We start from the raw sequence: 21,447 nt of genomic DNA on the forward strand, positions 1-21,447 counted from the left end.
CGCGCGCCATGGATCAGATTTTCAATCAGGTGCTGCCGTTTCTGCTGGCCGTGTGGTGGCCGTTCTGCCGCATCCTGGCCATGCTCAGCGCCTCGCCCGTGATCGGCGACGCCATGGTGCCCGTGCCCGTGCGGGTGCTGCTGTCGCTGGTGCTGGCGATCCTGATGCTGCCCGTGATGCAGGCCTCGGGCGTGTCGCAGGACTTGCTGAAGATTGATCCGTTTTCGCTGCACGCCCTCGTCGCCACTCTGGAGCAGGCCATCATCGGCTTCGTCCTGGGCCTGGCCTTCCACTTCGCCATGTCCGTCATGTCGGTGCTCGGCTACCTGGTGTCGAGCCAGGTCGGCTTTTCCATGGCCGTCATGAACGACCCGCTCAACGGCACCTCGTCGGACGTGATCACGGGGATGCTCACCATCATGTGCATGATCGTGTTTTTCGCCATCGACGGCCACCTCGTGCTGACGGGCGTGATCGGCGCCAGCTTCACGGCCTGGCCAGTGGGGCAGGGCTACGGGCCGCTGCTGCTGCAGACGGTGGCGTACAACGTGGCGTGGATTTTCGCCGCCGCCATGCTGCTGGCCTTGCCCATCGTCTTTTCCACCATGGTGGTGCAACTGGGTTTCGGCTTCCTGAACCGCGTGGCGCCGTCGCTGAACCTGTTTTCGCTGGGCTTTTCCATGATCACCGTGTTCGGCCTGCTGATGGTGGGGCAGATCGTGCGCTTTATCCCGGAGCACTACATCGCCATGACGAACCGGGTGCTCGACATGATCGCCGAACAGATGCGGGTGGCCCATGGATAGCGCACGTACCAACAAGCTACTGCGCAGTCCACTTCCGGGCATCCGTTGCTCGCTGTACCTCCGTACAGCTGCGCTACTCAACCCGGCATTGAACTTGCTCGCTACGCTTGTAGGGCACGTGCGGAAAGGGGTGGCGCATGGCGGATAGCAGCACGGGCGACAAAACCGAAAAGGCGTCACAGCAAAAGCTGAAGAAGTCGCGCCAGGAAGGGCAGGTGGTGCGTTCGCGCGACCTGTCGACGGCGCTGGGCATCCTGATCAGCATGAAGGTTTTCATTTACCTGTTGCCGGGCTATCTGCTGAGCTTTCGCGAGCTGTTCGCCATGGCTTTCATGCCGCTCGACAGCAAGGGTGCGCTGGAAAATGCCATGTCGATGGCGTTTACGACGTCGGTGGGCCTGCTGATCAAGATGATCGTGCCGCTGTTCTGCGTGCCCCTGTTCGTCGTGCTCGGCTCCCTGATTCCCGGCGGCTGGGTCATCAGCTCGAAGAACTGGATGCCGAAGATGGAGCGCCTGAGCCCGGCCAAGAATCTGGGCCGTCTGTTTGCGCCCAAGCATGCTTTTGAATTCGGCTTGTCGATCGCCAAGGCCGCCGTGCTGGGCATGGTGCTGGTGCATGTGAGCCGCTCCAGCCTGGTGCAATACGTGGACTTGCAACACCGGCCCCTGCAGCAGGCCATGCTCGATGGCTCGGCGCTGATGCTCGACGGCCTGATGGCGCTCATTTCCGTCTTCGTCCTGTTTGCCATCATCGACGTGCCGGCGCAGGCGTTTTTCTTTGCCCGCAACCAGCGCATGAGCAAGCAGGATGTCAAGGAAGAGCATAAAAGCAGCGAAGGGCGGCCCGAAGTGCGCCAGCGCATCCGTCAGTTGCAGCAGCAGATCGGCCGGCGCAGCGTGCGCAAGACCGTGCCCGACGCCGACGTGGTGATCGTCAACCCCGAGCATTACGCCGTCGCACTGAAGTATGACCAGGACCGCGCCGAGGCGCCGTTCGTCGTTGCCAAGGGCGTCGACGAGATGGCGCTGTATATCCGGCAAGTGGCGAAGGAACACAATATCGAAACGCTGGAGTTGCCGCCGCTGGCGCGCGCCATCTACAACACCAGCCAGGTGCAGCAGCAGATTCCCGTGCAGCTGTACCAGGCCGTGTCGCAGGTGCTTAACTACATCCTGCAATTGAAAGCATTCCGGTCCGGGCAGCGTGCCGCCCAGCCCGTATTACCCACCGAGATGGCCGTGCCATCTCATCTGAGCGAGGTAGTCCCTTCATGAATTTCCTGAACCGCGTGGTTGCTGAAATGCGCCGCCACAAGTTCGCCACGCCGCTGTTCCTGCTGGTGATCCTGGCAATGATCATCCTGCCGCTGCCGCCGGTGCTGCTCGATATCTTGTTCACTTTCAATATCGTGCTGGCACTGATCGTCATCCTCGTCAGCGTGTCGGCCAAGCGGCCGCTCGATTTCTCCGTCTTCCCGACGGTGATCCTGGCCACCACCATGCTCAGGCTGACCCTGAACGTGGCGTCGACGCGCGTGGTGCTGTTGCACGGCCATACGGGCGCGGATGCGGCCGGTAAGGTGATCGAGGCGTTTGGTAACGTGGTGATCGGCGGCAACTTCGTCGTCGGTATCGTGGTCTTCGTGATCTTGATGATCATCAACTTCGCCGTCGTCACCAAGGGCGCCGAGCGTATATCCGAGGTGTCGGCGCGCTTTACCCTCGACGCCTTGCCGGGCAAGCAGATGGCGATTGACGCCGACCTGAACGCCGGCCTGATCAATCAGGAAAAAGCCCAGATCCGCCGCAAGGACGTGGCTGCCGAAGCGGATTTCTATGGCGCCATGGACGGCGCGTCGAAGTTCGTGCGCGGCGACGCCGTCGCCAGTATCCTGATTTTGATCATCAATATGGTCGGCGGCGTGGCCATCGGCTCGCTGATGCACGACCTGTCGTTCGGCGATGCCTTCCGTCAATACGCACTGCTGACCATCGGTGATGGCCTGGTGGCGCAGATTCCGGCGCTGCTGCTGTCGGCCGCGGCCGCCATCCTGGTCACCCGCATCAGCGATTCGGGCGATTTCGAACAGCAAGTGGCAGGCCAGGTGCTGACCTCGCCAACGGTGATCTACAGCGCGGCCGGCATGATGGTGGCGCTGGCCCTGATTCCAGGCATGCCATGGTTTATGTTCATGACCTTTGCCGGCGTGCTGGCGTTTGTCGCCTGGCGATTGACCAAGCGCGTGAAGGGGCCCGATGCGGCCGGCATGGCGGCCATCGAGGCGGCCTTGCGCGACGAGCGTCCGGCCGAACTGGAGTGGCAGCAACTGCCTGCCGTGCAGCCGCTGATGGTGATGCTCGGCTATAAACTGGTCGGCATGGTGGACAAAACGCAAGGCGAGCCATTGAACAAGCGCGTCAAGGGCGTGCGCCAGAGCCTGTCCGAGGCGATGGGCTTGCTGCTGCCGAATATCGGCGTGCGCGACGACCTGGCCCTGAAGCCGTCGCAATATGCGATCGTGCTGTCGGGCACCGTCGTGGCGCAGGCGGAAGTGCAGGCCGACCGCCTGATGGCGATCCCGTCGCCGAACGTGTATGGCCAGCTGGACGGCATTCCCGGCATCGAGCCGGCCTACGGCATGCCCGTGACGTGGATTGAGCCGAGCGAGAAGGCGCATGCGCTGGGCCTCGGTTACCAGGTCATCGAGGCGCCCAGCGTGATCGCCACGCACTTGTCGAAGATGGTGCGCGAATACTTGCCGGAACTGTTCCGCCACGAAGATGTCTCGAACATGATGGAGCGCCTGACGGCCCTGTCGCCCAAGCTGGCCGGCGCGCTGGACAAGGCGCTGACGCACACGCAGCTGCTGCGCGTGTTCCGCGTCTTGCTGGCGGAAAATGTGTCGCTGAAGGATATCGTGCCCATCGCCACCACCTTGCTCGACAGTTCGGAAACGACCAAGGATCCGATCCTGCTGGCGGCCGAAGTGCGCTGTGCGCTGCGGCGCCAGATCGTCAGCGGCCTGTTCGGCCAGAAGATGGAAATGCAGGCGTTTAACCTGGGCGGCGAGCTGGAAAACATGCTGCTCGGTTCGTTGAACCAGGCGCGCCAGTCCGGCAAGGTGACCCTCGATAATTATCCGATCGATCCGCATCTGCTGTCGCAGCTGCAAGTGAACATGCCGGTGGCGCGCGAGCAGATGAAGCAGCAGGCCACGCCGCCATTGTTGCTGGTGCTGCCGCAGATCCGTCCGCTACTGGCCCGCTACGCGCGCCTGTTCGCGCCGGGCCTGCACGTGCTGTCGTATAACGAAATTCCGGAAAACCGCGAAGTGAGCATCATCGGCACGGTGGGGTAATCGATGGAGTAACAAAAACGGCGCTACGGGCGCCGTTTTTATATTGTATCAATGCTGCTGCATCAATCCTGCTCGTCGATGGGCGGCAGCAATTGCTTCTCTTGCTCTACACCAACAGAGTGTGAACTCGCTTGACTTTACGAATGTAAGACGTACACTGAGTTCGTCTTACATTGCACTTCACTCCAATGGAAATCATGAAATCAAGCACCGAAAAGTCAATGACTGTCCGCCTCCCGGCAGACTTGGCCGGTCAGCTCGAAAAGCTCATGCAGGCCACCGGACGGAACAAGAGCGCTATCACTGTGGCCGCGTTGAGGGATTATGTCGAGGCCGAGGCCTGGCAAATTCAGGACATCGAACAAGGTATTGGGGAAGCGGATCGCGGCGAGTTCGCCAGTGACGGCGAAGTAAATTATTTCTTCGCAAAATATGGCGGTTAAGTGGACCAAAACCGCGCTGGCCAACCTCGTCTCCATCGTGGAGTACATCGAGAAAGATAACGCCGAACGGGCAAAGTCGTTTGCGCTGGAAATCCGGGCAAAGACCAACAGCCTGGCCGAATTTCCAGGCATGGGCCGACCCGGCCGCGTGATTGGCACTCGCGAACTGGTCATCCACCCCAGCTACATCATCCCGTACCGGGTGCGCGGAGACGTGGTGGAGGTCTTGCGGGTTCAACATGTCGCCCGGCGCTGGCCCCGGCGCTTCTAGCCATGGCATATCCCGCGTTTCAATCCTGCTCGTCGATGGCCGGCAGCAGGTCTTGCCCGGCCGGCTCCATCTGGAGCAGCAACACTTCTTCAGCCATGTCGCCGTAATCATAGCCCAGCGGCGCCGCCACTTCCTTCGAGACGATGATTTCGTCCTCCGGCTCGGCGGCGGGCGCCTCTGCCGGCGCCTCGGGATCGGCTGCCGCTTCCGCTTCCGGCCGCGTCAGCAGCAGGGCCACTTCGGCCATGGCGCGGAACAGGGCCAGCGACAGCGACGCGGCGCCCGCCTGCATCGGGTAATTGCCGTGCACGCGCTGCGCATGCAGCTGGCGGTTCAGGCGGCAGCGCACCACGCGCAGGCCGGTGCGCCGCACGGCGTCGGCGATCTCGGGCAGGGCCAGGCGCAAATGGCGCAATGCCGCTTCCTCGTCGGCAGCCAGTTCCAGCAGCACGCCGTCGCCTGACGGCTCCATCTGGATCACGACCCGGCCGATGCCGATGATGATCAGTTCGACGCGCAGCGCCACCTTGCCGCGCCGCCTCGGTGTTGCTTCTTCGTCTTCGTCGCTGGCCAGCACGCGCAGCAGCAGGCGCTGGCCGCCCCAGCCATACACGGCAAAGCGCCACGCTTCGCTGTCGACCGTCAACGGCGGACGGGCGCCTTCGCGCAGCAGGGCCGGTTGCTGCTCGGCCATGAACAGATTGCCCGGCACGTGCTGGCCGCGCGCCTGCTCCTGCAGCGCCGCATATTGCTCGCCATAGGTCTTGACCATCACGCGCCACGAGGCGGCCAGTTGCGCCGCGTCGGGCGGTTGCCAGACCAGCTGGCGCGTGAAGAACAGCTGATTGACCTGCATGGCGCTACTGTCGCGCGGCATGGCGCCGCCCGTGCCGTCGGCATTCGGCTTGATGAGGGACGCCAGGCTGTCTTGCCCCTTCTGTTGCAGCTGGGCGGGCAGGGTGCCGGCATCGGGGGCGGGCGCCATGTAGGGACCGATGGGCACCAGCGGCTGGACCACGCCCGGCACCATCGGCGTAGCCGGGCTGACGTCGAAGCGCTGGGTAATCAGGGGAACCGGGTTGCCCGATGAAATGCGGTCTATCGCCATGCCACTGTGTCCAGATGAAAGTCTATAAAAGCCGGTGAATCAGGCGGTATCAGCCATCATGGCTGCAACAGCGACAGTATCATTTTCTGCATGCTCTGGCTTTGCTTGAGCATCGCCGTGCTGGCCTGCATCAGCATTTGCGCCGACACCATGTTGGCGCTTTCCGCCGCGTAATCGACATCCATGATGCGGCCGATGGCGGCCTTGGTGTTGGTGACCATGTTGGCCAGGTTGTTGTGCACGTGGTCGAGGCGGTTGGCCGCCGCGCCCAAAGCAGAGCGCACGCCGCCGACCTGGTCGAGCGCCGCCGCCAGCTGGTCGATCATGCTGTTGGCGCTCGCATTCGTGCCGATCTCGCTGCCGGTCGTGCCGGTGGCGGCAAAGTTAGCGGAAATGGCTTTCAGTATCGTGTCCAGGCTGCCCATCTTGCCCGACACGTCGAAGCCCATGGTTTCGCTGCTGCTGGCGCCGATCTGGAAGGTCATCGCCTCCGACAGCGTACCCTTGCCGGCAGCACCGTTGCCCAGCAGCAGGCTGCCGCCGTAGGAAGTGTTGGTCAGGATGTTGTACAGCTCGAGCCCCAGCGCATCGTACTCGGACTGCATGGCGTCGCGGTCGGTCTGGTTGGACGAGGCGTCGGCCGCCTGCGTGGCCAGGTCTTTCATGCGTACCAGCATGTCGGTGACTTCGCCAAACGCGCCTTCGGCCGTCTGCAGCATCGAGGTGCTGTTCTGCGTATTGCGCATGGCCACTGTCATGCCGCTGACCTGGGCGCTGAGCCGCGTGGCGATTTGCAGGCCCGCAGCGTCGTCCATGGCCGAGTTGATGCGAAAGCCGGTGGAGAGGCGCATCATCGACGTCGACAGCCGGCTTTGCGCACTGGCTGCGGCGCTTTGGGCGTACATTGCGGCGATATTGGTGTGAATGCTCAGCACGTGGCGGCTCCGGTGGGCGGTGAGGGTGAGTCGGGTCTACCTTGTATAGGCGACTGCGGCGCCAGCATTGTTAAATCGAAAGGCAATATAGTCAAATAAATACGTTTTGCGCATAAAAAAAGCCAGACCGCGGTCTGGCTTGGCGTTGCTGGCCGCAGGCGGCCAGGCAAAGATTATTGCAGCAAGGACATGACCATCGAGGACATGCTGTTGCTTTGTTTCAGCATCGCGGTGCCGGCTTGCAGCAGCATTTGCGACGATGTCATGTTCGAGCTTTCGGTGGCGAAATCGACGTCCATGATGCGGCCGGTAGCGGCCTTGGTGTTGGTCGAGATGTTCGACAAGTTGCTGTTGATGTGGTCGAGGCGGTTGGCGGCGGCGCCCAGTGCCGAACGCACGATGCCGACGTTGTCGATGGCCGCGGCCAGCTTGTCGATGGTGGTGTTGGCCGTGCCGGCTGCGGTCAGCTCGGTGCCGACGCCAGCGGAAGTCGCCTTGAAGTTGTTGGCCGACAGCGCCACCAGCTTGGTGTTCAGAGCGCCCATGTCAGTCGAGACGTTGATGCTCATTTTTTCCGTCGAGCTGGCGCCGATCTGGAACGTCATGGCATCCGACAGCGTGCCGTTGCCGGCGGTGCCGTTGCCCAGCAGGGTCTGACCACCATAGGTGGTGTTGGTCATGACGTTGTACAGTTCCAGGCCCAGCGCGTCAAATTCGGCTTGCATGGCGGTCTTGTCCTGGCCGTTCGACGAAGCATCGGCCGCTTGCGTAGCCAGATCCTTCATGCGTACCAGCATGTTGGTCACTTCGCCAAACGCGCCTTCGGCTGTTTGCAGCATCGAGGTGCTGTTTTGGGTGTTGCTCATGGCGACGGTCATGCCGCTGGTCTGCGCTTTCAGACGCGTGGCGATCTGCAGGCCGGCGGCGTCGTCCATGGCCGAGTTGATGCGGTAGCCGGTGGACAAGCGTGTCATCGAGGTCGACAGTTGCGATTGGGTCTTGGCGATCGAGTTCTGTGCAGACAGCGATGCGTTGTTGGTGTGAAGGCTCAGCATATGGTAACTCCTGTGGTGAATGCATTGCAGGACGGTGGTATTTTTCGTCCTCAAGCAAGACAGGCGACCGCGTTCCAGTAAATGTTAAATGCTGCGTGGAAATTATTTAATAGGATGCGATGGGCGTAAAAAAGCCAGACGCGCGGTCTGGCTTTCTTGCTGGCCGGTACCAGCGAGTAATGCGGATAAAAATTATTGCAGCAAGGACATTACCATCGAGGACATGCTGTTGCTTTGTTTCAGCATCGCGGTGCCGGCTTGCAGCAACATTTGCGACGACGTCATGTTCGAGCTTTCGGTAGCGAAGTCAACGTCCATGATGCGGCCGGTCGCGGCTTTGGTGTTGGTGGCGATGTTCGACAGATTGCTGTTGATGTGGTCGAGGCGGTTGGCGGCGGCGCCCAGTGCTGAACGCACGACACCGACGTCGTTGATGGCCGTAGCCAGCAAATCGATGGTGGTGTTGGCGGTGGTGGTCAGTTCCGACGCGCCGGTCGATCCCGCTGCGGCGAAGTTCTTCGTCGCGGCCAGCAGCGATGCCGACAGGTCAACCATGTTTTGCTTGACGTCGATCGACATTTTTTCCGTCGAGCTCGCGCCGATCTGGAAGGTCATGGCAGCCGACAGCGTGCCGGTGGTGCCCGTGCCGTTACCCATCAGCAAGCTGCCGCCGAAGGTGGTGTTGGTCATGACGTTGTACAGTTCCTGGCCCAGGGCGTTGTACTCTGCCTGCATGGCGGTCTTGTCTTGTGCGTTCGACGAAGCATCGGCGGCTTGCGTGGCCAGATCCTTCATGCGCACCAGCATGTTGGTGACTTCGCCAAACGCGCCTTCGGCCGTTTGCAGCATCGAGGTGCTGTTTTGTGTGTTGCTCATGGCAACGGTCATGCCGCTGGTCTGGGCTTTCAGGCGCGTGGCGATCTGCAGGCCGGCTGCGTCATCCATGGCCGAGTTGATGCGGTAGCCGGTGCTCAGGCGTGTCATCGAGGTCGACAGTTGCGATTGGGTTTTGGCAATCGAGTTCTGTGCGGACAGCGACGCGTTATTGGTGTGAAGGCTCAGCATGGTGTTGCTCCTGTAAGGTGAATTCGTCGAGGGGCAACGTTTCTTGCCCTCAATAGTACAAGACGACCAGATCTGCCAGCTTATTAAATGCTGTATGGAAATTTTTCATAATCGCGTATGGCCATGAAAAAAGCCCCGGCAATCGCTTGCCGGGGCTCGTCGTGAGGTGCAGTCGATTATTGCAGCAGGGACATGACCATCGAGGACATGCTGTTGCTTTGTTTTAGCATCGCGGTGCCGGCTTGCAGCAGCATTTGCGACGACGTCATGTTCGAGCTTTCGGTGGCGAAGTCAACGTCCATGATGCGGCCGGTAGCGGCCTTGGTGTTGGTGGCGATGTTCGACAGGTTGCTGTTGATGTGGTCCAGGCGGTTGGCGGCGGCGCCCAGAGCCGAGCGCACGGTGCCAACTTTGTCGATGGCGGTGGTCAGGTTGCCGATGGCGGCGTTGGCCGCTGCCGTCAATTCCGTACCAGCGGCGCCGGCGGTGGAGAAGCTGGCCGAAACGGCTTTCAGGGCAGCTGCCAGGCCGGTCATGCCGGCGGTGACGTCGATCGACATTTTTTCCGTCGAGCTCGCGCCGATCTGGAAGGTCATGGCCGACGACAGCGTGCCGGTGGTGCCCGTGCCATTGCCCAGCAGCAAGCTGCCGCCGAAGGTGGTGTTGGTCATGACGTTGGCCAGTTCCGAACCCAGGGCATCGAATTCAGCCTGCATGGCCTTTTTGTCGTCCGTGTTCGACGAGGCATCGGCAGCTTGCGTGGCCAGGTCTTTCATGCGGATCAGCATGTTGGTCACTTCGCCAAACGCGCCTTCGGCCGTTTGCAGCATCGAGGTGCTGTTCTGCGTGTTGCTCATGGCAACGGTCATGCCGCTGGTCTGGGCTTTCAGGCGCGTGGCGATCTGCAGACCGGCTGCGTCATCCATGGCCGAATTGATGCGGTAGCCGGTGCTCAGGCGGGTCATCGAGGTGGACAGTTGCGATTGTGTTTTAGCAATCGAATTTTGCGCGGACAGCGACGCATTGTTGGTATGCAGGCTCAGCATTGGAAAAACTCCTAATAAGTATGTTCGGTCGGGAGCCGCGAACCATCGCGCTCTCCCTAGTACAAGACGACCATGCCGCGACGTTTATTAAATGCCATGTGGAAATTTTTTATATGGATGTTGCTGGATGAAAAAAGCCCCGGCAATCGCTTGCCGGGGCTGGTCGTGAAGCGCAGTCGATTATTGCAGCAGGGACATGACCATCGAGGACATGCTGTTGCTTTGTTTCAGCATTGCGGTGCCGGCTTGCAGCAGCATTTGCGACGACGTCATGTTCGAGCTTTCGGTAGCGAAATCGACGTCCATGATGCGGCCGGTTGCAGCCTTGGTGTTGGTCGAGATGTTCGACAGGTTGCTGTTGATGTGGTCCAGACGGTTGGCGGCGGCGCCCAGTGCCGAGCGCACGGTGCCGACGTTGTCGATGGCATCGGCCAGCGTCTTGATCATGGCGTTGGCGGTGGTGCCCGAGGAGATCTCGGCGCCGGCGGTCGTCGTGGCAACCGACGAGAACTTGGCCGACACGGCTTTCAGCGCCGTGTTCAGGGTCGACATGCCGCCCGAGACGTCGATCGACATTTTTTCCGTCGAGCTTGCGCCGATCTGGAACGTCATCGTCGTCGACAGGGTCGGCGAACCGGCGGTGCCGGCGCCGTCGCCCAGCAGCTTGCTGCCGCCGAACGTGGTGTTGCTCATGATGTTGTACAGTTCTTGGCCCAGGGCGTCGAACTCTGCCTGCATTGCTTTCTGGTCATCCGTGTTCGACGAAGCATCGGCAGCTTGCGTGGCCAGATCCTTCATGCGCACCAGCATGTTGGTCACTTCGCCAAACGCGCCTTCGGCCGTTTGCAGCATCGAGGTGCTGTTTTGCGTGTTGCTCATGGCAACGGTCATGCCGCTGGTCTGGGCTTTCAGGCGTGTGGCGATCTGCAGGCCTGCGGCGTCGTCCATAGCCGAATTGATGCGGTAGCCGGTGCTCAGGCGGGTCATCGAGGTCGACAATTGCGATTGCGTTTTTGCAATCGAGTTTTGTGCGGACAGCGACGCGTTGTTGGTATGCAAACTCAGCATGGGAAAACTCCTAATAGGGTAAATTCGGCCGGGAGCTGCAAAGTTGCGCTCTCCATCACTACAGGACGACCATTAGCGCTTCTTTATTAAATGCTTTCTGGAAATATTTATGTGGCAGGGCACAATCATGCCGCGTCCGCTTGCGTGTCCAGTTCAATCTCGAAGCTGGCCGCTGCCTTGCCCTCGCACCAGCGGTGCCACATGGCACGCATGGCGCCTTCGAAGCCGGCGGCGATGACTTCCGAGCGGCCCATGGCCGAATTTTCAATCAGTTGGCGCAAATTGCTGCGGATGTTGGCCAGCAGCGACGGATCGTTGGCGATATACGTGCCCTTGGCCACGAAATCATCGGTGTCGCGCGCGATGAAGGCGTTCAGGCCCATGTGGCTGAGGGCGCACGCCGTGACCCTGCCCGGCAAGGTGTTGCCCGGAATGGTCAGCGTGGGCACGCCCATCCACAGGGCATGCATGGTGGTGGTGCCGCCCGTATACGGGAAGGTGTCGAGACACAGGTCGACTTTGTGATGCAAATGCAAATATTCCTCGGTCGAGGTGCGCGGATGGAATTCGAGGCGCTCGCGCGCGATGCCCTCGCTGGCGAACCAGTCGATATAAGTGTCGAAGGTGCCGCTTTTCGGCATGGCACCCATCAGCATGCGTGCGGTGGGTACGGCGCGCAGCAGTTGCGCCCAGGCGGCGATCACTTCGCGGCTGAGTTTGTTCGGCCGGTTGAAGCTGCCGAAGGTCATGTAGCCGTTCTGCAACGCGGGCAGGGCATTCACGGGTGGCGACATCGCGGACGGCAGGAACGGCGCGGCAGCCGGCAGATAGGCGATGGCTTCGCTGAACTGCTTTTCCATCTCGCCAGGCGGCAAGTAAAAGCGGTCGCACAGGAAGTAATCGATGGCTTGCAGGCCCGTGGTGCCAGGGTAGCCCATCCAGCTTGCCTGCACAGGTGCCGGTTTGTGGGCAAAGGCCAGCAAGCGGTTAATGCCGGTATGGCCCGACAGGTCGATCAGGATATCTATTTCGTCGTTTTCAATCTGCGCCGCCAGCTCGGTATTGCTGAGGTGATTCACTGGGCGCCAATGGTGCAGCAGTTCGCGGATGCGCGCGGTGCAGTCATCCTCGAGCACATTGGTGTAATAACCATACATCACGACACGCGGTGAGGAGCTCAGGTGATGGAAGATGGGCAGGACAAAATTGGCCACCGCGTGGTTATTGAAGTCACCCGAGACAAAGCCCACCTTGAGCACCCGCTCCGGATCACGGTCATTGCGATGTTGCGGCCAGCTGGCGCGCAGCGGCGTTTCGAATAGGTCGGCAAATTTCTGGTGTTCCGCAAACAGCATGGCCGGATCGGGGTAATCCAGGTGCGTCAGGCAAAACAGCAGGTTGCTGTACACGGGGGCGCATTGCGGATCGATGGCCAGGGCGGCCCGGCAACTGGCGATGGCTTCCTGCAGCATGCCTTTTTCGCACAAGGTGGCGCCCAGGCTGGCATGCGCCTCCAGATAGGCAGGCTTGAGCGCGATCGCCTGGTTGAACGCGGCGATGGCCTCGTCATACTGGCTCAGCATGCGATGCGCGATGCCCATGTTCAGGTGGGCGGCGGCAAAGCCGGGGTCGAGCGCGATCGCCTTGCGGTATTCTTCCAGCGCCTCTTCGTGGTGCTTCTGGTCATGCAGGACGGCACCGATATTGCTATGCACGATAGCATGCCCGGTGTCAAATTCGAGTGCCTTGGCGTACACGAGCAGTGCTTCGTCATAGCATTTGGCTTTTTGCAGGGCGATGCCGAGCCGGTTGTGCAAGTCGGCCGACTGCGGATCCAGCGCCAGCGCCTGGCGTTGGCAATCGACCGCGCCGTCGAAGTCGCGCGCGGCAGTCAGGGCGTCGGCCAGGTGCAGCAGGGTCTTGCCATAAGCGGGGTCCAGCTGCAGCGCCTTGCGATGCATGGCAATGGCTTCGTCCAGGCGTGCCAGCTCCAGCAGAATCAGGCCCAGATTGTTATAGTTGAGGGCATTTTCCGCATCCAGTTCCACCAGGGCCTGGTAGATTTCCAGTGCCTGCGTCTTGCGGTCCAGCGCCAGCAGCGTGCCGCCCAGATTGGTGCAGATGCCGATGTCCGTGGGGTTGCTGTCATGTGCGCGCTGGAAGGCGTCGAGCGCCTCTTCCTGCCGTTCCAGTGCCCTCAGGCACAGTCCCAGGCTATTCTGAAAAGCGGCATTGCCGGCATCGAGGCGGACCGCTGTGGCATGACTGGCCAGGGCGTCATCGAGTTGTTCCAGGTCTTGCAAGGTGGCGCCGAGGTTGCTGTGCGCCATGGCATAGTCCGGCGCCAGCGCGACGGCGTGCCGGTAACTGGCCGCTGCGTCGTCGAGCTGCGCGAGGGCTTGCAGCGCATTGCCCAGGTTGCCATGCATTTCCGCGTCGCCGGGCACGATCTCCAGCGCCTGGCGATAGCTGGCGACGGCGCCTTCCAGGTCGCCCAGCGACTTGAGGGTGTTGCCCAGATTGAAATGCGCCATGGCATACGCCGGATTGATGGCCAGGGCCTGGCGGTATGCGTGCGCCGCCTCGTCCAGTCGTCCCAGCGCCACCAGTGCGCTGCCCAGGTTGCCATGTGCTTCGGCAAAGTCAGGCTGGATTTCCAGTGCCCGCAGATAACAGTCGATGGCTTGGTCGTATTGCCCTGTAGCTTGCCAGGCATTACCCAGATTGCCATGCGCTTCCGCATCGTGCGGTGTGAGCGCCACGGTTTTCTGCAAGGTCGCCAGCGCATCCTTGCCCTGCAGCTGCAAGGCCGTACCCAGAACGCTCCACGCGAACCCCGATTCAGGATAGCTGGCGATCAGGGCGCGCGTGGCGCTCTCCAGTTGCGCGTACTGGCCGGCGTTATACAAGGCAATTACATGCTGCATTTCCTCTGTCGTCGGGGTCTGTGGCAGCTGCGCGACCGCGGCTTTGGCCCTTGCCAGCAATGCCTGTGACTCCGCGTTGTCGAGTCCGCGCTGGATCGCGCTTTCAATGATCTCCAGTCCTTGTACGACTTGCTCCGCCGCCAGCAGGCCATTCGCGTAGGAAATCCAGAACTGGCCCTCGTCCGGATTGACCGATAGTGCCGTGCGCAAATAGGGCAGGGCCGCATCGTGGAAGCCCAGTTGCCCGGCCAGCAGGCCGACATTGTGGTTGGCGATGGCATGGTAGGGCTGCGCCTGGACGATCGACAGATACAACTCCTCGGCCTGCGCATGGCGCCCCGCCTGGTGATGTTCGATAGCGCGCTGCAGCTCAGCGTCGAGGTTCACTGCTTCAGGGGTATGGGTGCTCATGGATGTCGGAGGAAGGTGTGCCAGCGGGAATTGTAACTGCTAGGAATTGAAATGGAGAGTTTCCGTGTGGAATTTTTTTGCCCTATCCGTTTTGCAACAAAACATGAGCAGGGCGCGGCGCTGCCTGGCCTGCTGCTAGCGATGTTGGAATTGCCACTGCATGCGCAAGCGCGGGCCATCCGTTGCCGGCAGGGCAGTAAAGTCATGCCGGCGGTAGAGCGCGATGGCGGCCTGGTTCTCGCTTGCCACTTCCAGCGTGATGCCCCGCAGGTCCAGCTGGCGCGCGTGCGCAAGGCAGGCGGTGAGCATCTGGCTGGCGATGCCCTGGCGGCAAAAATCGCTCAGCACGCTGACGTTGCTGATGTAAGCCGTCCCTGCGGCGGCGTCGTGGTAGACGGCCAGCAAGCCGGCCAGCCGCGTGCCGGACCAGGTTTCGAAGCGCAGCGCGCGCGTCTGCAGCTTGCTGGCGTAATCGGGCAAATTGACGCGTGCACGCAAGTGTGCGAGGAACGCCGCATCGCAGCCGAGAAAATGCGCGACGATCTCTTCTGCCGAGGCGTGCTCGCGGCGCAAGTCGAGTAGCGTGTTCATTGTTCCAGCTTTGCCAGGCCGAAACCATGGCGCCCGAACTGGTTGCCGTTATACAGCAGGTAGACGTTGCCGTCGCACTCGAACACGTGCGGATAGCACTGCATGTCGCTATCCCACTCGCCCTCCGTGCCTTCCAGGCCCGGCTGCTCATCGTTGCGTGTCCAGTTGGCCAGGTCGTCGGACCAGGCGTGGCCGATGCGATAGCCGCGCCCGCTGTTCACGCGGAAATCCGATGATTGCCGGTAGCAGAAGAACATGTGGTGGCGACCGTCAATGGTGATCACTGTGGGCAGTGCCTGGCTTTCATCGGCGCCGAGGCGGTCCGCGATGATCTGGCGCGCTTCTTCCTTGGTCCAGTTGATGCCGTCGCTGGACGTGGCATGGCCGATCTTGTAGGTGCGGTCGGGCGCGCTGTCCTCGCTGTAGCGGCGCCAGCCTGTGCCAAAGATGTACCACATGTGAAAGACGCCGTCGATGTGCTTGACGAAGCCATCGCCGACCAGGCAGGGCTCGTGCAGCGATGGGCCGAGCACGGGGCCGGGACCGATGCGCTCGAACGTCAAGCCATTGTCGTGGCTGATGGCCAGGCCGATGGCTGTATCGACGGAAACAGAAACGCGCCGGTTCCAGCCGCACGTGTAGCCATACACGGCGTCGCCGTGGCGCATGACGCTCATCGGGAAAATGCCATGCTCATCGAAACAGCCCAGGCCGCCAAGGGCGATGACGGGATGCTCGGCAACGCCGATGACCGTGCGCAGGTCCTTGCGCATGTCGACGAAGGAAATGTGGCTCAGGTATTTGCCATTCGCGGGATCGACCGCGCGGGTCGAAAAATAGATGCGCACGAAGTCGTCGAAGACCAGTGCCTGCGGCGACTGCGCAAACTGCTTGCAGTCGTTTGCCAGCACATGCTCGGCGGGATCGAATATGTGGCCAAGTTTTTTCCATTGCATGGCTTTGTTCATGCGTCATGTCCTTTTGATACTGGCTGGCCAAGGTTGGCGCGCCATGGCGATGCCAGCCTTGCCGGCGTCGCGGCGTGAATGTCCCGCGCCTGATGTAGTGAATTGCTTGTCATGCTGATTCCTCTGGCTTCACGCCGTGGGCCGCGTCATGTCGAACTGCTGGCGAATGGCCGCCTGCAAGAACGCCGGCGACGTAAACATCATCACGTCGACAATGGATAACCACGGCACGAATTCGCCCCCGCCCTGCGGGTAGGGGTGCAGGCGCGACTGCAGGAACTCCAGCGCAATGCCCTTGGCGAGGAAATCCGCCTCGCGATACAGTTGCAGGCCGCCAATGGGGTTGATGTAGTGGTCGGCGCCAGTGGCCTGGCACAGGGCCAGCACCTTGTCCTGCCCCTTGAGCGCATGGTCGATGCCGATGTCGGACGAACGCCGCAGGGGCGTGGTGATGCCAAGGTGCGCGCAGGTCTGTACCAGGCTGTGCAGCAGGAAATCAAACAGGTTGACGGCAGGGTGGCGTACGATGGTTTCCAGCAGGGCCATGGTTTCGCGCAGATATGGTGCGCGACGGTACGCCCCCCTGAACTGGTTGAGCAGTTTTTCCGCGTCGAACTGCGGTGAAATCTCGCGCTCGCAGACATCCAGCTGGTCCGAAGCGTTTTTCAGAGGCACACTGAAGAGTGCATCCCCGTCGTTGAGCAGCATGCGATTGCGGTTGATCCAGCCTTTCTTGGTGTATTTGATATTGTCATAGACAATAAACAGGTCCGCCGCCGCGATCAGCTGGAAATAGCCGATGTAGGGCAGGAAATACGGCTGCATGATGGCCACTCTCATATGGCGTGCAGCAGCGCCGTCGGCGCCCCATATTGCGCGATCAGCTCGCTGATGGCGTCGATGTGTGCTGTTTCCAAGGTCGGATACAGCGGCAGGCAAATCACTTGCTCTGCGGCAACGCGAGCTGCTGGCAGGTTCGCCGGCGCTGCCGAAGGCATGCCGCGGTACATGGGGAAGTCACTGATGAGCGGATAGAAATAGCGTCGCGCGTAGATATTGCTCTCGCGCAATTTCTCGAAAAGGGCATCGCGGCTCAGCGGGTAGTCGGGCCTGACGAGTATCGGGAAATACGCGTGGTTGGGGGTGACGTTGGGCGGCGGGCTGATGCAGTCGATGCCGCGCACGTGCGCCAGATTTCTGCGGTAGCGCGCGTCGACTTCCTTGCGCTGTGCAAGCGTCGTATCGATATTCTTGAGCTGCAGCAGGCCGAAGGCGGCATTGATTTCACTCATTTTGCCGTTAATGCCCGGCGCCACGACGGTTGTCTCATCGACAAAGCCAAAATTTTTTAAATGGTCAATACGCTGCTTGGTCTTGGCATCCGGCGAAATGATGGCGCCGCCCTCGAAGGTATTGAAGACCTTAGTGGCGTGAAAGCTCAGTACGGACAGGTCACCATCATTGAGGACGCTGCCTTGCGCGTGCCGGACGCCAAATGCATGGGCCGCGTCGTAGATGACCTTCAGGCCGTAATTGTCCGCGATTTTCTGTATGCGCTGGACGTCGCAAGGGTGGCCGTAGCAGTGCACCGGCATGATGGCGGTGGTCTGCGGCGTAATGGCCGCCTCGATTTTGGCCGGATCCAGATTGAAGGTGTGCGGATCGATATCGACAAATACCGGCTTGATGCCATTCCACAGCAACGAGTGGGCCGTCGCCACGAACGAGTAGGGCGTGGTGATGACTTCGCCGGTGATGCGCAGCGACTGCAAGGCGGTAATCAGGGCCAGCGTGCCGTTGGTAAACAGGCTGATATGTTTGACGCCGAGGTAGTCGCACAGGGCCTGCTCCAGCTGCTGATGGAACGGCCCGCCATTCGTCAGGATCTTGTTTCCCCAGATTTCCTGCAGGTAGGGCAGGAAATCCTCGAGTGGCGGCAGCGCGGGTTGCGTGACATATAGCGGTTTGCTCAGTGCGTCATGCCGCATGGTGGCCTCCGGATGGTGCGGGTAAGTGCCTGGCCAGGCCAGGCATGTTCATATTGGATGCCGCCCGTGCCCATGGGCGTGCAAGCTGTTCAGTTTTGAGGTGCAATGCCGCAGCAGGGGACGCGTTCATGGACGGAAGTGATCGAAAAGAATTAGCAACAGGAATTGTAACTGTTGGAAGTGCTTATGAGAAACTTTCCGGGCAGAATTAATTCGTACATGGTGTTGCGGCGCAAACTGGCTGTTGCAGGAAGGTCAAAGCGCGGCAAATCATGGCATTTCCATATTGCCTGGCGCTCGCGGGCTGGCCGGAAGCCGCGCCTCGATGTCTCCTGAGTAACTGTGCTGTTGCCGCCACGCGCGGTGCCGCAGGGCTGCATATTGCGCCTGATTTCACCTCCGTGCCCAAGGGAATATGCGATAATCTTGTCCGCTGGCAAGATTTTTCTTGCGCGGCTCAACGGTGGCGCAGAGTGGATCTGGCCCTACTTGCGATGGGAGAAGCGAGCGATGTTCAAGTGGGAAAAGCTGGGGAAAATGTTCGATCCCTCGACAGTGAGAGATCGTCCCTGGATGAAAGAGTTTTCCCAGGCGCCATCCGTGGTGGTCATGGACCAGGTGGTGCGCGTGTATTTCGCCTGCCGTCCGCCCCCCGATGCGCAGGGGAATTATGTCAGCCTTTCCGCCTACGCCGATTTTCGGCGCGACAACCTGCTTGAACTGGTCGGCGTCAGCGAGCAGCCTTTGCTGGAATTGGGCGGCCTCGGCACGTTTGACGAATTCGGCGCCTATTTCACGTCGGTGGTGGCGCGCGACGATGACGTGATGGCCTACTACGTAGGTTATACCCGTTGCGAATCGGTACCGTTCACTATCAATATCGGCGCCGCAGTCAGCCGCGATGGCGGCAACACTTTCAGTCGCCTGGGAGCCGGCCCGCTTTTGCCCTGTACCCCGAATGAACCGTTCTTCCTGACGACCCCGCGGGTCCGCAAGTTCGGCGCGCGCTGGCATATGTGGTACAGCGCCGGCAAGCGGTGGGTGGAGACGGGCCGCAGGGCGGAGCCTGTGTATCACATCCGCATGGCTACGTCGGACGACGGGGTGCACTGGGTGAAGGAAGATCGCGACCTGGTCGAGTGCGTGATCGGCGACAACGAATGCCAGGCCTGTCCCGACGTCTTCGAGTTTGGCGGCAAATACCACATGCTGTTCTGTTATCGGGCGCATGAGAATTATCACGGGAAAGACGGCGGCTACAAGCTCGGCTACGCGGTGTCGGACGATCTGCTGCACTGGGAACGCGATGACAGCAAGGCCGGACTGAGCGTGTCCGAAGAGGGCTGGGACTCGGAAATGGTGTGCTTCCCGCACGTGTTTGCCCTGGATGGCGAAATCTACCTGCTTTACTTGGGCAATCAGATGGGACGGCACGGCTTTGGTCTGGCGAGGATGAACATACAATGAATAATTGCGCAGAGGGAGTAGTGAAAATGCAAACAGGTTTGAATGAGGAAAAAACGCTGCTGGAAAATTATGCGGCCAACTACATTACCTCGGATGATTCGAGCCAGCAAAGACTGATGCGCCATCTGGAAATGCGGGTATTCACGCCGTATGTCAACAGGGGACGCGCGCTGGAACTGGGCTGCGAAATCGGCTACATGTCCGAACTGATCGCGCCGCTGGTCGACCAGCTCGACATCGTCGATGCCTCCGAGTTGTTCCTGCAAAGAACGCGGGCGCGCAACATCCCCAACGCGCGCTTTTTCTGTTCCCTGTTCGAGGAATATGTTGCCGAGCAGCCTTACGAGGCCGTGTTCGCCTCGCACGTGCTGGAACATCTGCTGGATGTGCAGCAGGTCTTGAAGCAGGTCAAGGCGCAGATGTCGCCTACCGGACACCTGCTCGTGGCGGTGCCGAATGCACGCGCCATGTCGCGCCAGCTCGCGCGTCACATGGGGCTGATCAACGACCTGTATGAGCTGACGCCGAACGATCTGCGTGGCGGTCATCGCCGGGTCTACGACCGCGTGACATTGAACCGTGAGCTTGAGACTGCCGGTTTCGAGGTGGTGGCGCTGGGCGGGATCTTCTTCAAGCCGCTGGCAGATTTCCAGATGGACAAGATGATTGATTCCGGCATCCTCGGCGAGCCGCAGCTGGAAGGCCTGTATCGCATGGGCAACGAGTATCCCGATATGTGCGCGGATGTGTACGCGATCGCGCGTCCCAAGGCCTAGCCCTGTCTGGATTGGCTATCGATGAATATTGGAAAGGCGGACACTATAAATAAGCGCGTATTGATTTTTCCCGCAGGCATGCCACGCTCGCTGGCCTACCTCGACCAGGCCCTGGCGAACGGCATGGAGGTGGTGGGTTCGTCTTCGCTCGGGCACGACCCTGCGCGCGAGCGTTACTCGCGCTGGGTGCAGCTGCCCTACGTGACCGCGCCGGAATTCGACCAGGCCTTGCGGCAGGCCGTTGCTGCCCATGATATCGGCAGCATCTACACGCCCAATCCCGTCGTCTGGGATTACCTGCAGCGGCGTCTGGAGCGCGACTTCCCGGGTCTGGTGCTGGTCAACAGCGCACCGCTCGCCAGTGAAATGGCGCCGTATGCGCGTGCCCTTGCATTCGGCAAGGCGGTGCTGGCGCAGCCATTCGGGCTGGCGGCCAGCGGCGAGCAGGCGCCGGCGGCCGCTACTCAGATCGCCGCGCTGTTCCGGCATGCCGAAACCATCCCTGGCATGTGCGACCAGGAAAAGATACGTGCCTTGTGCGAAGTTTTCCGCTATTGCCCGGCAGGCGATGTCGTGGAAGTGGGCAGCTGGTGGGGGAAATCCGCCTTCGTGCTCGCTTCGCTGGCGCGTTGCCATGGTACGGGCAAGCTGCTGTGCGTCGATCCGTGGACGAGCGAGCACCTGGTGCAGGCAAACAAGAGCGACCTGATCGATAACGTTGCGTGGGATGCCAGTGAAGCGCTGACCGTCTTCCAGCTCAACCTGTTGCCCTATGCGAATGGCATGGTGAACTATCTGCGCTTGCCCTCGGTGGAGGCGGCGCTCGAATACCGCCAGGATCACGTGGTCGAGACGGAGGCCTTTGGCCGGACCGAGTACAGCGGCAACATCGCCTTGCTGCATATCGATGGCAACCACGGCTACGCCGAAGTGCGGGCCGATATTGCCTCCTGGTGCGATCTGGTCAGACCGGGTGGCTGGATCGTGATGGATGACTATGCATGGGCTTACGGTGACGGACCGCGCCGCGCCACGGATGAATTCCTGTTCCAGCATGCGGCACGCATTTCCTGCGCCTTTTTCTCGGGTGGGGCACTCTTTATCCAGGTAGCAAGCTAGCCTGCGTCTTGCGCCAGCGGTGCCGGCAACGGGGGAGCGGCG

Annotated in this window: 19 protein-coding genes; 8 read left to right on the forward strand and 11 right to left on the reverse strand. The window is 61.0% G+C overall.

Translation table 11 applies throughout. The features are described 5' to 3' along the window. Positions 1-8: 8 nt before the first annotated feature. The 5 genes from HWE17_RS10760 (at position 9) to HWE17_RS10780 (ending at position 4,881) form a co-directional block, all read left to right on the forward strand. Positions 9-806 carry a flagellar biosynthetic protein FliR gene (locus tag HWE17_RS10760; RefSeq protein WP_099402301.1) on the forward strand — a complete coding sequence of 266 codons (798 nt, stop codon included), beginning with the start codon at positions 9-11 and terminating at the stop codon, positions 804-806. 137 nt (positions 807-943) lie between these two features. Further along, a complete protein-coding gene (locus HWE17_RS10765; RefSeq protein WP_035818028.1) occupies positions 944-2,083 on the forward strand; it encodes a flagellar biosynthesis protein FlhB in 1,140 nt (379 codons plus the stop codon). Next, positions 2,080-4,167, forward strand: coding sequence for a flagellar biosynthesis protein FlhA (locus HWE17_RS10770; RefSeq protein WP_035818030.1), 2,088 nt, complete (start codon positions 2,080-2,082; stop codon positions 4,165-4,167). Before HWE17_RS10765 ends, HWE17_RS10770 begins: the two co-directional genes overlap by 4 nt. Before the next feature lie 197 nt (positions 4,168-4,364). Then, positions 4,365-4,610, forward strand: a complete 246-nt coding sequence (locus HWE17_RS10775) for a CopG family ribbon-helix-helix protein (RefSeq protein WP_176388763.1) — start codon at positions 4,365-4,367, stop codon at positions 4,608-4,610. Next, entirely contained in the window at positions 4,600-4,881 is a 282-nt protein-coding gene (locus HWE17_RS10780; protein WP_176388764.1) for a type II toxin-antitoxin system RelE/ParE family toxin, read from the forward strand. The genes HWE17_RS10775 and HWE17_RS10780 overlap by 11 nt, the downstream gene beginning before the upstream one ends. Before the next feature lie 19 nt (positions 4,882-4,900). Here the strand turns inward: HWE17_RS10780 and HWE17_RS10785 are convergent, their stop codons facing one another. The 11 genes from HWE17_RS10785 to HWE17_RS10835 form a co-directional block, all read right to left on the reverse strand. Beyond that, the gene (locus HWE17_RS10785) at positions 4,901-5,989 is read right to left on the reverse strand and encodes a hypothetical protein (RefSeq protein ID WP_176388765.1); all 1,089 of its coding nucleotides are present in this window, start codon (positions 5,987-5,989) and stop codon (positions 4,901-4,903) included. Between the two features lie 56 nt (positions 5,990-6,045). Further along, entirely contained in the window at positions 6,046-6,924 is an 879-nt protein-coding gene (locus HWE17_RS10790; protein WP_176388766.1) for a flagellin, read from the reverse strand. A gap of 173 nt (positions 6,925-7,097) precedes the next feature. Beyond that, positions 7,098-7,979, reverse strand: coding sequence for a flagellin (locus HWE17_RS10795; protein ID WP_035818037.1), 882 nt, complete (start codon positions 7,977-7,979; stop codon positions 7,098-7,100). Between the two features lie 192 nt (positions 7,980-8,171). Next, positions 8,172-9,044, reverse strand: a complete 873-nt coding sequence (locus HWE17_RS10800; RefSeq protein WP_035818039.1) for a flagellin — start codon at positions 9,042-9,044, stop codon at positions 8,172-8,174. A gap of 176 nt (positions 9,045-9,220) precedes the next feature. Then, positions 9,221-10,090 (reverse strand): flagellin, encoded by an 870-nt coding sequence (locus tag HWE17_RS10805; RefSeq protein WP_035818042.1) that lies wholly within the window; start codon positions 10,088-10,090, stop codon positions 9,221-9,223. A 180-nt stretch (positions 10,091-10,270) separates the two neighbouring features. Then, on the reverse strand, positions 10,271-11,158 hold the full coding sequence (locus HWE17_RS10810; RefSeq protein ID WP_035818044.1) for a flagellin: 888 nt from the start codon (positions 11,156-11,158) through the stop codon (positions 10,271-10,273). A gap of 125 nt (positions 11,159-11,283) precedes the next feature. Then, entirely contained in the window at positions 11,284-14,496 is a 3,213-nt protein-coding gene (locus HWE17_RS10815; protein WP_176388767.1) for a tetratricopeptide repeat protein, read from the reverse strand. 135 nt (positions 14,497-14,631) lie between these two features. Further along, the gene (locus HWE17_RS10820; RefSeq protein WP_176388768.1) at positions 14,632-15,087 is read right to left on the reverse strand and encodes an N-acetyltransferase; all 456 of its coding nucleotides are present in this window, start codon (positions 15,085-15,087) and stop codon (positions 14,632-14,634) included. Further along, the gene (locus HWE17_RS10825) at positions 15,084-16,055 is read right to left on the reverse strand and encodes a hypothetical protein (RefSeq protein ID WP_035818046.1); all 972 of its coding nucleotides are present in this window, start codon (positions 16,053-16,055) and stop codon (positions 15,084-15,086) included. The genes HWE17_RS10820 and HWE17_RS10825 overlap by 4 nt, the downstream gene beginning before the upstream one ends. 129 nt (positions 16,056-16,184) lie before the next feature. After that, positions 16,185-16,895 carry a WbqC family protein gene (locus HWE17_RS10830; RefSeq protein ID WP_099402294.1) on the reverse strand — a complete coding sequence of 237 codons (711 nt, stop codon included), beginning with the start codon at positions 16,893-16,895 and terminating at the stop codon, positions 16,185-16,187. Continuing rightward, positions 16,892-18,043: a DegT/DnrJ/EryC1/StrS aminotransferase family protein gene (locus HWE17_RS10835; RefSeq protein WP_303624615.1), complete on the reverse strand. Its 1,152-nt coding sequence runs from the start codon at positions 18,041-18,043 to the stop codon at positions 16,892-16,894. The genes HWE17_RS10830 and HWE17_RS10835 overlap by 4 nt, the downstream gene beginning before the upstream one ends. A 510-nt stretch (positions 18,044-18,553) precedes the next feature. Here HWE17_RS10835 and HWE17_RS10840 point away from each other — a divergent pair. Genes HWE17_RS10840 through HWE17_RS10850 form a run of 3 tightly spaced genes read left to right on the forward strand, consistent with a single transcriptional unit; the run spans position 18,554 to position 21,405 of the window. Continuing rightward, the gene (locus HWE17_RS10840) at positions 18,554-19,510 is read left to right on the forward strand and encodes a glycosylase (RefSeq protein WP_176388769.1); all 957 of its coding nucleotides are present in this window, start codon (positions 18,554-18,556) and stop codon (positions 19,508-19,510) included. Next, complete coding sequence (locus HWE17_RS10845; RefSeq protein ID WP_255206193.1) at positions 19,507-20,286, forward strand: class I SAM-dependent methyltransferase; 780 nt, start codon at positions 19,507-19,509, stop codon at positions 20,284-20,286. The genes HWE17_RS10840 and HWE17_RS10845 overlap by 4 nt, the downstream gene beginning before the upstream one ends. Before the next feature lie 60 nt (positions 20,287-20,346). Continuing rightward, positions 20,347-21,405 (forward strand): class I SAM-dependent methyltransferase, encoded by a 1,059-nt coding sequence (locus tag HWE17_RS10850; protein ID WP_158300154.1) that lies wholly within the window; start codon positions 20,347-20,349, stop codon positions 21,403-21,405. The last annotated feature ends 42 nt before the right edge of the window (positions 21,406-21,447 follow it).

It is taken from the genome of Janthinobacterium sp. BJB401 (assembly GCF_013372745.1).
GTDB lineage: Bacteria > Pseudomonadota > Gammaproteobacteria > Burkholderiales > Burkholderiaceae_D > Janthinobacterium > Janthinobacterium rivuli.